A 15,913-nucleotide genomic window follows, 5' to 3' on the forward strand; every position below is an offset into this window, starting at 1 on the left:
GTTTCGTTCGGAGCGAGCCCAGGTTGTCAATTGAGAGGCTATTCACGTGCGCCGAAACCGCCGAGCGAAAATCGTAGCAACGGTTGGGCCAGCTTGCTGGGACCAGAGATGCTTCGAACGTTGTTCGAGGCTGGTGTCGACACCTTTCGCCTCAACTTCAGTCACGGGGCGAGAGAGGACCACGCCAAGGTGCACGCGGCGATACGCGCCCTCGAAGTTGAAACGGGTAGGCCAATTGGCATCTTGCTTGACCTTCAGGGTCCTAAGATCCGGATCGGTGCTTTGCGTGATGGAAGCCTGACGGTAGCGGCGGGTGAAATCATTAGATTCGCCCAGGGAGACGCTCTTGACGATCGGAATGCTATCCCGTTGCCGCACCCAGAGGTGTTTGCGGCCGCGGCACCTGGTCACGATCTGCTGATCGACGATGGTCGCCTGCGCGTTCGCGTTAAGGCACTCTTCAGTGACAGTCTCGATGCCGAGGTAATCGTTGGTGGGAAGCTCTCCAACCACAAGGGCGTTAACCTCCCGGGCACAATCCTGAATGTGTCTCCGCTCACCTCAAAAGACCGGGCTGACCTCGACTTCGGCCTTCGGCTCGGCGTCGATTGGGTCGCGCTGTCGTTTGTCCAGCGACCGGGAGATCTCCTCGAGGCGAGGGGGCTGATCGGAGATCGCGCAGGGCTCGTCGCGAAGATCGAGAAGCCGGCCGCTCTCGATCGGATCGACGACATCATAGGCTTGTCAGACGCGGTCATGGTGGCGCGGGGCGATCTTGGCGTGGAGATTCCCCACGAAGACGTCCCTGGTCGGCAGAAGGAGCTGGTGCGAGCCTGTCGATTGGCGGTCAAGCCTGTGATCGTGGCCACCCAGATGTTGGACTCCATGGTGTCTTCGCCGACGCCGACTCGCGCGGAAGCGTCCGATGTCGCCACTGCCATCTACGATGGAGCCGACGCCGTGATGTTGTCAGCGGAGTCCGCCGTCGGCCGCTATCCACTCGAGGCGGTGGAGATGATGGATCGCATCATCCGCAGCACCGAGCGTCACAAGATGTATCGTTCCATTGTCGATGCCTTGCGCCCGGAAGAAGAGCAAACGCCACCCCACGCGGTCGCTGCCGCTGCGGCGGGCTTGGCCTCAGCGATCCATGCGGCGGCCATCGTCGCGTACACGTCCGGAGGCACGACCGCGGCGCGCATCGCGCGCCGCCGTCCAGATGTGCCTGTGCTTGCTGTTACCCCGAGCTCGGAAACAGCCCGTCGTCTGTGTCTTCTTTGGGGGACGCACAGCATGTTCTCGTCCGACGTGAGCAATTATGAGGAGATGGTGTCACGCGCCGTCTCTACTGCAGTCGGAGAGCGCTTCGCCCAGAGCTCAGATAACGTGGTGATCGTTGCCGGAATACCGTTCGCCCAGGCAGGAACCACCAACAATATCCGGGTCATCGCGGTACCTTGAATCTTTGAAGCGGCCCGTCTTGAACGCAGGCCGCGACCTGCGCACATTTTCTGCCTGTCTTTGGGAGAAATCCCGAAGTGCTGGTGGCTGCCACGAGAACAAGGGGTGAGGAATGGCTGGGCCTACCACGTTGAAATCAAAGCGCGCGGCTTTCCCGACCCTGCGGTTCCGCGCCAAATCGTAGTGGGCTTCGCGACGGTGCTTAGCGTCTCGGCCGGCAGCATGGCTTTCGCCTATTTCGGCTTTGAGCGTATTTCGAATTGTGTCGGCTCCTACCAGGCCAGTGTCTCGGAGGCCGATTTAGCCCGCAACATCGACCGCGAGCTGCTCGCGTATCGCTCAGTCGCCCGGTACTTTGTGATGTCCGGAAGAGACGATGACGCGAAAGCTGCGCTGGATGCTGAGGGCGGCCTTAAGAAGGCGATCGATCTAGCGATCAAGAGCGTCAAGTCGCCAGCGCGACTGGCAAGCCTCGAAAAGCTTGCAAAGGAATTCTCTCAGTTCTCTGCGACATTCGGCAGGATCCTCGCGGTCAAGCGCGATAGTGCGCTGATCGTGCGCGACCAGCTCATGCGTAATGCGAGCCTGCTGAAATAAAAGCTCGAAGAAAGTCGCCTCGGTACATCCGAGACGGAAACGCAAGCGATCGAATTCGGCACAAAGCGGGTCAATACGCAATTCCAGACCGCAACTGCGGGTGTAAGCAACTTCTTCCTCAACGCGGACGAGTCGGTCCAAGCAAGCGCGCTGGCAGCGTTGAACGCGGGAGAATTCATTGAAAGCGATCTATTCGAAGGATCAGAAGATCGTTTCCGGCCTTAAGGAGGCCGAGGCGCTGCTGGCTGCCTATCGCGGGGCACTGGAGAAGCTTGCGGCGAACGCAAAGATGATTGATCAACTGGTCATCGACATGAGCGCCTCGGCTGGCATGATCATGCAAGGCGCAACTGTGATGACGTCCGATCTCATTTCCGAGCAACAACGACTGGAGACGGAGTCGAGGCGAACGATCGGTCAGACCGAGCAACTTATCCGATGCTCGGGGCCGGCGGTACGCTGCTCGGCGCGGTTCTCGCCTTCCTGCTTGGCATCGGGATTTCCCGACCTATGGTTGCGATGTGCACGGCGATGAGAGAGTTGGCCTCGGGTAATTTTGACGTGGTGTTGCCAGGGCTGGGCCGCAAGGACGAACTCGGGGAAATGGCCAGTGCAGTCGGAGAGTTCAAGCTGCAGGCGATCGCGAAAGCCGAACGCGATGCCGCTTTGAGCGAAGCACAGAGCAAGAAGCAAGCGGCCTCCCGCAGCGCCGAGCTGATACATTTTGCCGATGGTTTCGAGACCGCCGTCGGCTCCATAGTGTCCAACGTCTCGACCTCGGCCGTGCAGCTCGAGTCCGCACGCCACGCTAACGCGCACCGCGGAGACTACGCAAAACCTGTCTAGCCAGGTCGCGGTCGTCTCCGGGCAGACCTCCTCGAACATGCAGGCTGTCGCGACGGCGACGGAGGAGCTCTCGGCTTCAGTTGGGGAGATCGGGCGTCAGGTCCGCGATTCGAGCCGCATCGCAGAAGCTGCGGTGATGCAGGCCAAGGAAACCGATAACCGCATCGGCAAGCTGTCCCGTGCAGCCCAACAAGTCGGTGACGTGGTGAAACTGATTACTGCGATCGCCGAGCAGACCAATCTTTTGGCGCTCAATGCCACCATCGAGGCGGCGCGCGCTGGCGAAGCAGGGCGAGGCTTTGCCGTGGTCGCAAGTGAGGTGAAGTCGCTTGCGAGCCAGACGGCGAAGGCGACCGACGAGATCTCGGCCCACATTGCCAATATGCAAGACGCACCGGCCGAATCGGTCGGGGCGATTAAGGAGATCGGTGCTACGATCGGTCAGATCTCGACGATTGCTGCCTCGATCGCGAGCGCTGTCGAGGAGCAAGGCGCCGCCACGCAAGAGATCGCGCGCAGCGTCCAGAATGTCGCGCAGGGCACGCAGGCTGTGGTCACTAACATCGACCAGGTCAACCGGGGCGCTGGCCGAAACGGGAGCGGCTTCCGAAGAGCTGCTGAGTTCGGCCAGTACGCTGTCGACTGAGAGCACCCGACTTCGCGCCGAGTTGGACCGCTTCATGGCCAATATCCGCGCGGCTTAGCGGATTTCGATCGCGTCCCGCTCACGTACTTGCGATCGATGGTGGCGACCTCACGTGTGCTTCCGACCGTTTTGTGGGTACTCGCCGCGTTTCGGAGCTAAATTGGCTACCTTGCCGCCATTACGATCAGGGGCGGCTGCATTTCACACGTCTTGTCAATCCGGAGGCTCGGGGCTGCTCTCCGAGCGTTGTGCCTGGCTCGCTCTCTCTCCGATACATCCCAATTTGCGAACCCTGCAAAGTTAACTCACATCGATGTTAAAATTAATCGATTGCCATGTCCTATCCTCATCGCGCCTAGTGAGGCTTCTTCGCTTCGAAGACCGGGCACCGCTCGAGCCCAACGCATTTGGCGTGTCGCAAAGGCATTTGACCGACAATAGGAGCGGAAGCCGGCTTGAAGAATAATCGGAGGAACGCGGATGGACTTGGGGTTGCGTGGCAGAACGACGCTCGTTCTTGGTGCGGGCGGCGGCCTTGGACGCGCAATTGCCAGATCGTTTGCCGAAGAGGGCGCGCGCGTCGCCCTTGGCGACATCAATGCTGAGAGCCTCGACCTCACGGCGCAAGGCATCGTCGCAGCAGGCGCAGACTGTCTTCCGGTGGTTTGCGACTTAGCCGACCTTTCCTCGATTGAGGGGAACGTTGCGTTGATTGAGCAAACGTTTGGCCCCGTTGACGTGCTCATTAACAATACGGGCGGGCCTCCACCCACTCCAGCATTTGGGCAGACGAGCGAGGTGTGGAATAAGTACTTTCAGGCGATGGTGCTGTCGGTGATTGCGCTTGCCGATCGTGTCCTTCCGGGCATGCGTGAGCGCAAATGGGGGCGGATCATCACAAGCACCTCATCCGGGGTGGTCGCGCCCATCCCAAATCTTGATATTTCGAACTCACTGCGGCTCTCGCTAGTCGGGTGGTCGAAGACCCTCGCTCGCGAGGTCGGGCGCGACGGCGTTACCGCAAATGTCGTATTGCCCGGGCGCATCGCGACGCAGCGAATTCTCTTCTTGGGTCAGGCCAAGTCTGAACGCGAAAACTGATCAGTAGAAGCAGTCTCCGATGAGAGTACAGGGGCAATCCCACTGGGCCGTTATGGGAATCCCGAAGAGTACGCCGATGTCGTGACCTTTTTGGCCAGTGAACGTGCGTCGTACGTGACAGGGTCAGTCATTCGGATCGACGGAGGCCTGATTGCCAGCATTTAGTAGATCGAATTGAGAGTTTGAGCATGGGGGAAGAGCGTGGTTCTAACTAGCGGCATAAAGGGAGTGGTTCCAATTGCCCCAACACCCTTCCACGAGGATGGTCGGGTCGACGAATCGTCTCTGGATCGCATGACAGATTTCTTTAGGGTGTGGTGTCGACGGCATCACAATTCTGGGCCAGCTCGGCGAAGCACCCAAACTCGACCATCAAGAATCGATCGCGATCGCAAAGCGCATCATTCGAGCGCTAACGTACCCATCATCGTCGGGGTGTCGGCGCCGGGCTTCGCTGCCATGCGCTCTCTTGCGCGAGAGGTCATGGAGCTCGGTGCCGCCGGCGTCATGATTGGACCGCCGAACACGTTGAGAACCGACAATCAGATTGTGACCTACTTCGGTCAGGCCGCTGAAGCGATCGGCTCCGACATTCCTTTCGTGCTTCAGGACTACCCGTTGACCTTCTCAGTCGTGATGACCCCGGCCGTAATTCGCCGGATCGTCTCGGAGAACGAATCGTGCGTCATGCTGAAGCACGAGGATTGGCCGGGACTAGAGAAGATCACGACCCTGCGTGGATTCGAGCGCGATGGCTCAATGCGCCACATTGCCATCCTGACTGGCAACGGCGGCCTATTCCTGGATTTCGAGATGGAGCGTGGCGCCGATGGTGCCAACACAGGGTACGCCGTTCCCGAAATGCTCGTCGACGTGGTCAAGCTGTCCGCCGCTGGACGCCGCGACGAAGCGCACGACCTTTTCGGCGCGCATCTGCCCTACCTGCGGTACGAGCAGCAGCAAGGACCGCTCGGTCTTGCCGTACGCAAATATGTCCTGAGGCGGAGAGGCGTTCTGGCCTCAGATGCGCAGCGCAAGCCCGCCCTCGCGCTCTCTACCCAGGCAAAGCAAGAGATTGACTACCTGCTAGATCGAATAGCGCGCAACGATAAGCGTGCGGTGCTGGCGAGGTAGGTGCGTAAGGCGGTCCATGAAAACCCGGCGGACCGTTTTATGCCAGCAGGATTGCTGCATGATAGTGGCCTGCGTTGGAAACGCCGGCAGCCTGTGACCAACCTGCTTGTTCCTGCAGGTTGGTCTTATTGGAGGTTGAAAGCATGAGCTGGAGTGATTGCGGCTGCTGCAACGCCAATCGGATCTAGGAGGCAAATCGATCAACCTCGATTGATCGAGCATTGCAGATGGTTGCTCGAATCGGGCGGATGCGACGCAGTCAATCTCCTTGGCACGACCGGGGAAGCGACATCGTTCGCATTGCAACAGCGCGTGGAGGCGATGTCCCACGTATCGAAGGCGGGATTGCCGATGTCCCGGTTTATGGTTGGTACGGGCGCGGCGGCAGTTGACGATGCTATTGCTCTTACAAGAGCCGCCGAGGATATGGGTTTCGCAGGTGCGCTCCTCGTGCCGCCCTTTTATTACAAGGGCATAACTGAGAACGCCGTCGTGAATTACGTGCAAAAGATCATCGATGAAGCAGGTTTGAAGCAAACGAGGCTCTACCTCTATCATATTCCGCAGTTCTCAGGTGTGCCGTACACGATCGACATCGTGGAACGCGTCAAGCTGAAGAATCCAAACGTTTTGAGAGGCGTGAAAGATTCGTCCGGCGATCTAGCATACTCCAGAGAGCTGGCGAGGCGTCTGCCGGGAATCGATGTTTTTCCCTGCTCTGAAGGAACTCTTTCGTCAGCGAACGAGCATGGGTTTGCCGGGTGCATTTCCGCTACCACCAATGTGAGTGGCGCTCTGGCGCAGGAGGCTTGGAGAACGAGGGGAACTGACGCAGGCAGACGTGCGGGCGACAAGGCCATGGCGATCCGCGAAACTCTGTCGAGGTTTCCCCTTGTACCTGCAGTCAAATGGGCAGTTTCACTCGTTCATGCGGATCCGTTCTGGAGACGCTTGCAGCCCCCTTTGGCTTCACTGAGTGCAGACCAAGCAAAGGCCTTGGAAGCTGCACTGCCAGAGCTGAACTAAATTGGCGACGAGCCGTCGGTAGTGCCTGATCGGCGTATTCGCTCGCTCTCGTGTTTTGGTATGGCGAGAACCCGCTTGGCCGATGGCAGCGAAAGACCAATTTAGCCGAGGCTGAGTGAAGGAAGAGCCATGCCGATTGCATTCCCAATACCTGACGAGACCGTACTCGGCCGCCGCGACGAAATTCTGACCGGTCTTGGCCAACTCGTTGCCCCGCAAGCGCTCATCGTGTCCGAAGACGAACGCCGCGCCTTCGAGACCGACGCGCTTACAGCTTATCGGCGCGTGCCGCTTGCGGTTGTGCTGCCGTCGACCACGGCGGAGGTGTCCGCCGTCCTGAAATTCTGTGCGCGAAATCACGTGAGGGTTGTTCCGCGCGGCGCCGGTACATCGCTCGCAGGCGGTGCGATTCCGCAGGAGGATGCGATCGTTCTCGCCGTATCGAAGATGAATGAGATCTTGGATGTCGATTTCGTGAACCGGACCGCCCGAGTGCAGGCGGGCGTAACTAACCTTGCGGTGAGCCAGGCGGTTGCGCACAAAGGCTTTTTCTATGCACCCGACCCATCGAGCCAGCTCGCCTGCACAATAGGTGGCAACATCGGCATGAATTCGGGTGGGGCGCATTGCTTGAAATTCGGCGTGACGACCAACAACGTCCTCGGCGTGACGCTCGTCCTGCTAGACGGAACGATCGTTGAGATTGGCGGCGAGCACCTCGACAGTGCTGGCTATGACCTCCTCGGCCTAATCGTCGGATCGGAAGGCCAACTCGGCGTAGTCACCGAAGCCGTCCTGCGGATTCGTTGTGCAGCGGAAGGCGCTAAGCCAGTTCTGTTCGGGTTCGATACGAGCGAGGAATGACACGCTACACTCCAACGTCGGAGGCTGATGTCTGTGAAATCGTTAGAGAAGCGTCTGCGCGGCGTACTCAGCTGGCGATTCAGGGCAGTGGGACAAAGCGCGCTTTCGGCAGGCCGGCGCAATTCGATTCGATCCTTTCGTCATCGCAAATGACAAGAGTCACGCTCTATGAGCCGGCGGAATTCGTGATTTCCGCTGAGCCTGGCGCCTCTCTCAGCGAGATCGTTCGGCTGCTCGCGGAGCATCGGCAAGAGCTGGCTTTCGAACCTCTCGACTACCGCCCGCTGCTGGGCTGTGACGGTGAACCGACGATCGGGGCGGTCGCCGCGATGAACCTGTCGGGACCACGTCGAATCGCTTGTGGAGCGGCTCGCGATAGTTCGCTCGGGCTGCGGTTCGTCAACGGGCGCGGCGAGGCGATCAAATCCGGCGGCCGTGTGATGAAGAACGTGACCGGCCTTGACCTGGTCAAAATCATGGTCGGCGCGTATGCTACCCTTGGCTTCCTGACCGAAGTCACATTCAAGGTCGTCCCGAGCGCGCCACGTTGCGCAACATTGTGCTTGGCGGACCTCTCGGATCAAACCGCCATCGCGGCGCTGTCGGCGGCGCTCGGCGCGCCCTATGATGTCAGCGGTGCGGCGCACCTGCCCGCGGTAGTCGGTGGCGGCGCGCGTACGTTGGTCCGGGTCGAGGGCTTCCCCGAGTCGGTTGAATATCGCCTCGGTGAACTGCTGTCGCTCCTGAAGCGGTTCGGCGCGGCCGAGGTGCTTGCCGACGACACCGGGAGGGGTCTTTGGCAGGCGATTCGCGATGCAACAGTCCTCGCCGAGCCGCGCGATGCCGCAATCTGGCGCATCTCGACCGCGCCGAGCAAAGGTCCTGATGTCGCGGCGCGCATTGCTCGGGCTGTCGAGGCCGGGTGGTTCTTTGACTGGGGCGGTGGATTGATCTGGCTGGCGTGCCCAACTGCCGACTCCGCCGGTGCAGCGACAATTCGTGGGGCGATCCGGAAAGCCGGTGGACATGCCACCCTCGTGCGCACACCCGAAGAAGTCCGTGCTGCGGTCGATATATTTGATCTGCCGGTCGAAGCCGTCGCGCGGCTTCAGGCCGGGTTGAAAACCTCTCTCGATCCGGCTGGCATATTCAATCCTGGCCGAATGTTCCCCGAGTTGTAACGATGCAAACGACTTTTACCGCCGAACAACTGCAGAACCCCGCGACAAAAGCATCGGAAAAGATTCTGCGGAGCTGCGTCCATTGCGGCTTCTGCACCGCGAAGTGCCCGACATATCTGCTGCTTGGTGATGAGCTCGACAGTCCTCGCGGGCGCATCTACCAGATCAAGGACATGCTGGAAGGCAGCAAACCGGCGACGGCTCCTGTCGTCAAGCATGTCGACCGCTGTCTATCGTGCCTATCATGTATGACCACCTGTCCGTCTGGCGTGCATTACATGCACCTTATCGATCACGCGCGGGCCTACATTGAAGAGACGTACCGGCGGCCCCTGCACGACCGGCTCGTCCGGGCCATGCTCGCATTGATCCTTCCGTATCCGCATCGCTTCCGTGCTGCGATAACTGCGGCGCAGATGGTCCGGCCGTTGAAGAATGTTTTGGCCGGTTTGCCGCATGTTGGAAATCGGCTTGTCGCGATGCTCGATCTCGCGCCGCCTCATGTGCCGCCTCGGTCCGCCTCGGAAAGGCCTGGTGTTTTTCCGGCGATAGGCGAGAAGCGCAGCCGTGTTGCAATTCTCGGCGGTTGTGCGCAGCCCGTACTACGACCCGACTTTAACGAGGCGACCATCCGGCTCCTGACCCGCCATGGCGTCGAAGTTGTGCAGGCCAAGGGTGAGGGATGCTGCGGCGCTCTGGTCCATCATCTCGGACGCGAACGCGAATCGCACAAGCTTGCAAAGAAAAACATCGACGCGTGGATCACGGAGATGGATGGCAAAGGTCTGGACGCGATCATCATAACGACGTCCGGATGCGGAACGGCGATCAAGGATTATGGCTACATGTTCCGTGACGATCCCGTCTATGCAGAGAAGGCACGTCGGGTTTCCGCAATCGCGCGAGATATCACCGAATTCCTTTCGCCCATGAAACTGCGCTTCTCGTCAGAAACGCGTGATCTCGTCGTCGCTTACCATTCGGCTTGTTCGATGCAGCATGGGCAGAAAAACACTGAGGATCCGAAGGCGTTGCTTAAACGGGCCGGCTTTACGGTGAAGGATATCCCAGAGGGACACATCTGCTGCGGGTCGGCGGGGACCTACAACATTCTTCAGCCCGACATCGCGAAACGTCTCGGTGAACGAAAAATGGCAAACATCCGGCGTGTAGATCCAGACCTGATCGCGACAGGCAACATCGGCTGCATCGCAGATCGGCGATAGCGCCGGCATACCGATCTTCCATACTGTCGAACTGCTCGATTGGGCGACCGGAGGGCCAGCGCCGAAGTCCTTGTCCGCCGAACTGAGAGGCGGGCGAGGTTCAGAGGGCGCATTAGCGCTTCCCCGATCACACTGACAATCAAACGTCGGAGTTCTTAGTCCTTTCCCAAGCTTCGTGTTGGATCGCATCTATGGCGCTTACTGGCTGACTGGCTTGTACATTTCGCACCGCGCATCCACGACGCTGACATTTTCCATCGGCACAGACAATGCGCATATCGGTCACGCCTATGATTATTGTCACGGGTCAGGAGAGCACCCCGTCCGCCACCAGATCGTCGATATCATCGAGCCAACACGGCCGCTCACGAAGCTAGTGCTGCAGACCGCATCTGGAGAAACGGTTCGGCCCTGTCTCCTCGGAGCTCTCGTAAGCTATCCTTATCTGCGAAGCAGCGACCATCATTGACGGATGGACGCATTAGCTCACAATTGCCGTGGTCGGCCGCTACCAGGAACGCGCCTCCTGCGGCGCAGTCCCCTCAGCGATGCGGCTAGTCTGGCTGCCAGGTCGACACTATGCCATGGAGGATCGAGAAAGTCGCCGCTCTAGCCGAAGGCAAAGGGCCGATCTTCCCGGGTGTCCGTGCAGAATCGCTCAGACCTATGGGAGAGGCGTCTCGGACAAATTCATCGCTCCCGACCGTGACCTCGGAATTTCCATCGGCCCGGCGGGCAAGCCGCCAGTCCGTTCCGTGCGAAGGAAAGTGTAGCGTACGAGCGACGGAAGCCCTCGAAATTGGCTGTGCGCTTGCCCGACGGCTTCGTCGGCTGACTCCTCCGTCAACCTCATGCTTGAAGATCACGAGCATCACCGGGCGGTATTGCGTCATTCAAAGACACCCACCTAGTTTGATGACATAGAAGTGCGCAAACCTCTAATTCGAGGCCGAGCGGGTTGCAAGGGCCGATCGGCCAAGGAAACGGGCGCTTTGACCCAACTCCCGCTCAATCCGCAGGAGCTGGTTATACTTGGCCAGACGATCCGAACGCGAAAGGGAGCCGGTCTTGATCTGACCGCAGTTCGTCGCTATCGCCAGATCAGCTATGGTAGCGTCCTCCGTTTCGCCGGAACAATGTGACATCACGCAGGCGTAGCCGGCGCGATGGGCGGTCTCAACCGCATCAAGCGTCTCCATCAAGGTCCCGATCTGATTGACCTTAACAAGGAGCGCGTTAGCTACTCCTTGCGCGATGCCCTGCTCCAACATAGCCCGGTTAGTCACAAACAGGTCGTCACCTACGAGCTGCACTTTTGATCCGAGCGAGCCGGTGAGAGCTAGCCATCCCTCCCAATCATTTTCGGCCATGCCGTCTTCGATCGACACGATTGGATAACGGGCGCACAGTTCCTCGTAGAGCCGCACCATGCCAGCCGCATCCATCGTTCGACCTTCGCCGGAGAGCTCATAGCGGCCATTCTTGAAAAGCTCGCTCGAGGCCGCGTCGAGGGCAAACACCACCTCGTCACCAACCCGAAAGCCCGCCGCCTCCACGGCCTTGACTAGAAATGCAAGCGCCTGATCGGTGCTTGACAGATCGGGTGCGAAGCCGCCCTCATCGCCTACGTTCGTATTATGACCCGCATCTTTCAGCGCCTTCTTGAGGCTATGAAAGATTTCAGCGCCAATGCGCAGGCTGTCCGAGAATGTCTCAGCGCCGACTGGCATTATCATGAATTCCTGAAAGTCGATGGCGTTGTCCACGTGGGCGCCGCCATTGATGACGTTCATCATCGGCAGAGGCAACACGCGGGCTCCAACGCCGCCCACGTATCGCCACAGCGGCTCGCCCAACTCATCTGCAGCGGCCTTTGCACATGCTAGGCTGACGCCGAGGATTGCGTTGGTCCCCAGGCGACTCTTGTTGTCGCTGCCATCGAGTTCACGAAGGATGCGGTCGGTCGCGATCTGGTCGAGCACGTTGTGGTTCTGGAGCGCGTCGGCTATCTCCCCATTCACGGCTGCTACTGCATTCAGGACACCCTTACCGCTAAATCGGCGCCTATCGCCGTCCCGCAGTTCGACAGCTTCTCGCGTGCCTGTAGACGCTCCCGAGGGAACGGCGGCCCGCCCGCGCGCGCCGCTTTTGAGGACCGTCGACTTCGACCGTCGGATTCCCTCGGCTATCGAAAATCTCCTGTGCGCGCACACGGTCGATGATGGTCATCGCTCATCTCCTTCTTAGGTCTGTTCGACCAGAGGGTTGAAATTGTTTGGCCGGCTCATGCGTGCGCCGGTTCGCTCGGCATCCTGCAACGTGCAACGCTTCGTTACCCAGCAAGGCCGAATGGAATGCGGCCTGAAGTGTCTCTGGATTTCTCCACGCAGTTCGGTCCCTATCGAGTTCCGGTAGCAGCGTTCGTCGGGCATAAGAATAGTCAGGTGCCACTCGTAGATCGGGTCGAGCCGATTAAGCCAATCCGCGCCGGGCGAGCAGCCAGCATCGCTGCGTGCTAACTGAGCCGCTCGCCGTCACGGTCAATCCGAACCTCGAAATGTCTCGCTAACAGCTCGATCAAAAAGCGCACGAGTTCGCCGCACGCATTTCGCGCAGTAGCACGCTGACGGATTTCAGAAGATTTTGTCATGCGCAACAAGCGGGATGACAATCGATTTCTTGTCAGATGACCGTGAATAAAACTCACAGACTAAATTCGAGAAGTGTTCACGGCGCTCCAGTATAACAGTCATGTCAAAGCGGCCTAAGGGAGGGTTAGTTGCAGCCCAAGAAACTCATCATCGAAGCTCGCATTATCGAGTACATGCCGCGTACCGCGAACCCTCATGTCCCTTACACACCAAACGAAATTGGCGTCGAAGCCGCAGAAGCATGTGAGGCGGGCGCGAGCATAGTTCATTTTCATGCGCGCAACTCCGATGGCACGCGCCATGAGGCGATTCGAGCTATCCGTGCCCGGTGCGAATGCCTCGTCTTTCCTACTTGGGCCAGATATCCAACTCAGCAGACACGATGGCGCGGCTCGAGCACATAGAGCAACTTGCACGCGATCCCGCTACGCGACTGGATCTTGCGCCAATCGATACGGGTAACACCAACATCGATCGCTATGATGCAAGCGAGCGTCGCTACGTCACGGATACGCAGACATATCGCAACGACACCGCGACGATAATCGCTTTCGCCAAGCGCTTGCCAGAGCTTGGTGTCAAGCCGCAGTTTGTGAGCTGGACGGTCGCATTTACACGCGGCTTCGAGGCGCTTTGCGAAATGGGTCTTGTGGACGAACCGGCTTACTTCATGTTCGAGCTCACCGATCAGGGGATCTTCGGCGGCCATCCAGGCACCATCAAGGGCTTGATGGCGCATCTCGACTTCCTACCGAAGGCGCCCATCGAGTGGACCGTTTGCAACAAGATCGGAAATCCCATGGGGCCAGCTGCAGCCTCGATTGAGCTCGGCGGACACGTTGCGGTCGGCCTCGGAGATTATGGCTGGCCAGAGCTTGGCACCCCCGATAACGGCGAGGTGGTGCGGGAGATTGTGCGCTTGGCGCGCGCCATGGGACGCGAGATCGCGACACCAGCGGAGACTAGAGCGATGTTTGGGCTACGTGAGTAGAGGCTTGAATAGGATGGACGAAAATAACCTCATCCGAATCCCGGAGCCAGCGCTGAACGACTTCTGCATCGGCGTACTGACTAAGCTTGGTGTTCCGCGCGATGATGCGAAGATTGTCGCTGACAATTTGATCGCGGCTGATCTTCGAGGCGTCGGGTCCCATGGCGTAGTCCGCCTCCCTATCTACATCAAGCGGCTGATAGATGGTGGAACTAATGCCCGGCCGGACATTATCACCGTACGCCAAACGCGCACGACTGCCGTAGTCGAGGGCCACAATGGTCTCGGACATCTCGTGGGCGTCCGTGCAATGGAGGTCGCAATCAAGAAAGCGTCCGACGGGGACTGCGTCTTCGTCGCTGTTCGCAATAGCAACCATTTCGGAGCAGCCGCCTACTATGCCGAGATGGCCGCTCGAAACGGGATGATAGGACTTGTATTCACGATCGGCGCCATCGATCACATGGCGCCCTGGGGCGGCGCAGAAGCTGTCCTTGGCAACAACCCATTAGCCGTCGCCTTTCCTGCGCCCGGCGACTTTCCGATTGTTCTGGACATGGCGTGCAGCGTAGCTGCGCGAGGCAAGATAATCGTTGCCGCCAAAGAGGGAAAACCTATTCCCGTCGGTTGGGCCACTGGTCCCGACGGCCTGCCAACCACCAATGCAGCGGAGGCATTGAAGGGAGTCGTGGTTCCGGTTGGTGGTCCGAAGGGATATGCTCTTACCCTTACGGTCGGGCTTCTAAGCACCATGCTGTCGGGCGCCTTCTTCGGCCGGGACGTGGGTGATCTCTACGAGAAAACCAGCGAGCCGCAAAACAGCGGACATCTGTTCGGCGTGTTGCCCGTTGCAGCATTCGACGAACAGGCTTCATATGCGGCTCGTATGCGGAAGGGCATCGACGACATCAAGGGCGTAAGAAGGGCGCCTGGCTCGGAGCAGGTCTTTCTGCCGGGAGAGCAAGAGTACTTGGCCAAATTGGTCAACTTGGCCGATGGCGTTCCTATCGGCCGCCTTGGCCGCTAAACTTTCTTCGATCGCGGCTCAGTACCACGTTCCTCTGAAGCTGAAGCATAGCCGTGGGGCGTGATAACGCTTGGACTTTGGCGCAGTTAGACGGCTCTTCATCAATATGAGCAAGCCGTTACTGACCACCGATTGACCACCGAAACCCCGTAAACAAACGGCGTTAAAGGTGGTCAATGGTGAGCGAACTTCATTGTTTTTGTTGATGTTTTCGTTTGCTATTTGCGTTCGGGACGCGGGGGCAGGCCATCAAGGGCGACGGTGCCAGGATTGTAGGGTGTCCACGCCGCGCCCTGGATGACGGTACGGTTGCCGAGATCGCGCAAGTGGCACGAGATGACCTCGTACCGGCGCGCGCCCATCGCAAGGCGCATGAACTCCGCGACCACGAGGGTTGCGGCAACCGCACCGACGAACGGCGCCCCAATGCTTCGGCCCGCAAGGCGAACGGTGCCGCACTGGTCACCACGTTCCGCGAGCAACCGGCGATAGGCAGGCTGCGAGATTTCGGCCTCCCCCGTGGCGGTGCTCTGCCAGATGGTGCTTGCGCCGCGCGCGGCCGGAATCGTGTGCAGGTCGATTCCGAGACAATCCTGCGGTCCCTTGCCCAGTCCTGCCTCGATGATGCGCTCAAACCCCGTATCCTCGATTGCCTGACGGGCCCAGGGCGTTGTCGACACTGATCAGCGCGAGCGGGGGTTCCTGCGGCGTCACGCGGAAGTTGCCCGCGAAGCGTCGCTCGATGAGAGCGGTAGGGACCTCGTATACTGCGAACTCGTCCGCTGCCAGAGTGTCCTCCGCAAACATGATCACATGATTGTCTTCGGATTCAAGCGCTCTTGCCACATCGGGCAGGCCGTAACCTAGAAGGTTGTAGATTGCGTCATCATCATTTCTCAGGCAATCGATGGCAGAGCCGGGATGTTCGGCGCTCAAAGCGAGTAGCGCTCTTATGAGGTTTGCCGATGCGTCGGGAAAATTCTCGAATGGCATCGCAGCCTTGTAGCTAATGAGCGGAGCGGCGAACGAGGTTCCCGAATGATATTTCAGGAGCTGTTGTAAATACTCGTGGTGCGTTGAAACCCGCGCTGGCTCGCCTAGACCCACTTTGAAGACGTTGGGTCGGACCATCGAAGATCGCTGTTCCGCCGACATCAACCAG

Annotated in this window: 7 protein-coding genes and 7 pseudogenes; 11 read left to right on the forward strand and 3 right to left on the reverse strand. The window is 59.3% G+C overall.

Annotated features, from left to right (window positions below; genetic code table 11):
* Window positions 1-46: 46 nt before the first annotated feature.
* The 8 genes and pseudogenes from pyk to glcF all read left to right on the forward strand — a co-directional run bounded on the left by pyk (window position 47) and on the right by glcF (window position 10,218).
* A pseudogene (gene pyk, locus NLM15_RS08610) lies at window positions 47-1,461 on the forward strand (pyruvate kinase).
* Between the two features lie 112 nt (window positions 1,462-1,573).
* Window positions 1,574-3,608 (forward strand): annotated as a pseudogene (locus NLM15_RS08615) (methyl-accepting chemotaxis protein).
* Between the two features lie 422 nt (window positions 3,609-4,030).
* A pseudogene (locus tag NLM15_RS08620) lies at window positions 4,031-4,816 on the forward strand (SDR family oxidoreductase).
* Window positions 4,817-4,852: 36 nt separating this feature from the next.
* Window positions 4,853-5,785: pseudogene (locus NLM15_RS08625) on the forward strand (dihydrodipicolinate synthase family protein).
* Window positions 5,786-5,938: 153 nt separating this feature from the next.
* The gene (locus NLM15_RS08630; protein ID WP_254116521.1) at window positions 5,939-6,811 is read left to right on the forward strand and encodes a dihydrodipicolinate synthase family protein; all 873 of its coding nucleotides are present in this window, start codon (window positions 5,939-5,941) and stop codon (window positions 6,809-6,811) included.
* A 129-nt stretch (window positions 6,812-6,940) separates the two neighbouring features.
* Window positions 6,941-7,672 (forward strand): annotated as a pseudogene (locus NLM15_RS08635) (FAD-binding oxidoreductase); the annotation flags it as partial.
* Entirely contained in the window at window positions 7,672-8,856 is a 1,185-nt protein-coding gene (locus NLM15_RS08640; RefSeq protein ID WP_254116522.1) for an FAD-binding protein, read from the forward strand. The pseudogene NLM15_RS08635 and the gene NLM15_RS08640, both read left to right, overlap by 1 nt.
* Window positions 8,857-8,858: 2 nt before the next feature.
* Window positions 8,859-10,218 (forward strand): annotated as a pseudogene (glcF, locus tag NLM15_RS08645) (glycolate oxidase subunit GlcF).
* Window positions 10,219-11,020: 802 nt separating this feature from the next.
* Here glcF and eno read toward each other — a convergent pair.
* Window positions 11,021-12,311: pseudogene (gene eno / locus NLM15_RS08650) on the reverse strand (phosphopyruvate hydratase).
* A 595-nt stretch (window positions 12,312-12,906) separates the two neighbouring features.
* On the opposite strand from eno, the gene NLM15_RS08655 reads away from it, so the two are divergent.
* Genes NLM15_RS08655 through NLM15_RS08665 form a run of 3 tightly spaced genes read left to right on the forward strand, consistent with a single transcriptional unit; the run spans window position 12,907 to window position 14,751 of the window.
* The gene (locus tag NLM15_RS08655) at window positions 12,907-13,137 is read left to right on the forward strand and encodes a 3-keto-5-aminohexanoate cleavage protein (RefSeq protein ID WP_254124187.1); all 231 of its coding nucleotides are present in this window, start codon (window positions 12,907-12,909) and stop codon (window positions 13,135-13,137) included.
* Window positions 13,116-13,724: a 3-keto-5-aminohexanoate cleavage protein gene (locus NLM15_RS08660; RefSeq protein ID WP_254116523.1), complete on the forward strand. Its 609-nt coding sequence runs from the start codon at window positions 13,116-13,118 to the stop codon at window positions 13,722-13,724. The genes NLM15_RS08655 and NLM15_RS08660 overlap by 22 nt, the downstream gene beginning before the upstream one ends.
* A 13-nt stretch (window positions 13,725-13,737) precedes the next feature.
* The gene (locus NLM15_RS08665) at window positions 13,738-14,751 is read left to right on the forward strand and encodes an Ldh family oxidoreductase (RefSeq protein WP_254116524.1); all 1,014 of its coding nucleotides are present in this window, start codon (window positions 13,738-13,740) and stop codon (window positions 14,749-14,751) included.
* Window positions 14,752-14,969: 218 nt separating this feature from the next.
* Here the strand turns inward: NLM15_RS08665 and NLM15_RS08670 are convergent, their stop codons facing one another.
* Entirely contained in the window at window positions 14,970-15,431 is a 462-nt protein-coding gene (locus tag NLM15_RS08670) for a hypothetical protein (RefSeq protein WP_254116525.1), read from the reverse strand.
* Complete coding sequence (locus NLM15_RS08675) at window positions 15,382-15,906, reverse strand: S8 family serine peptidase (RefSeq protein ID WP_254116526.1); 525 nt, start codon at window positions 15,904-15,906, stop codon at window positions 15,382-15,384. The genes NLM15_RS08670 and NLM15_RS08675 overlap by 50 nt, the downstream gene beginning before the upstream one ends.
* Between the last annotated feature and the right edge of the window lie 7 nt (window positions 15,907-15,913).

Source organism: Bradyrhizobium sp. CCGB20 (assembly GCF_024199855.1).
In the GTDB taxonomy this organism is placed as follows: domain Bacteria; phylum Pseudomonadota; class Alphaproteobacteria; order Rhizobiales; family Xanthobacteraceae; genus Bradyrhizobium.

Bases quoted from the DNA above. Each gene is read 5' to 3' on its own strand.
- NLM15_RS08655 (WP_254124187.1), top strand. From the start codon at position 12,907: ATGCCGCGTACCGCGAACCCTCATGTCCCTTACACACCAAACGAAATT.
- NLM15_RS08665 (WP_254116524.1), top strand. From the start codon at position 13,738: ATGGACGAAAATAACCTCATCCGAATCCCGGAGCCAGCGCTGAACGAC.
- NLM15_RS08660 (WP_254116523.1), top strand. From the start codon at position 13,116: ATGGCGCGGCTCGAGCACATAGAGCAACTTGCACGCGATCCCGCTACG.
- NLM15_RS08675 (WP_254116526.1), bottom strand. From the start codon at position 15,906: ATGTCGGCGGAACAGCGATCTTCGATGGTCCGACCCAACGTCTTCAAA.
- NLM15_RS08640 (WP_254116522.1), top strand. From the start codon at position 7,672: ATGACACGCTACACTCCAACGTCGGAGGCTGATGTCTGTGAAATCGTT.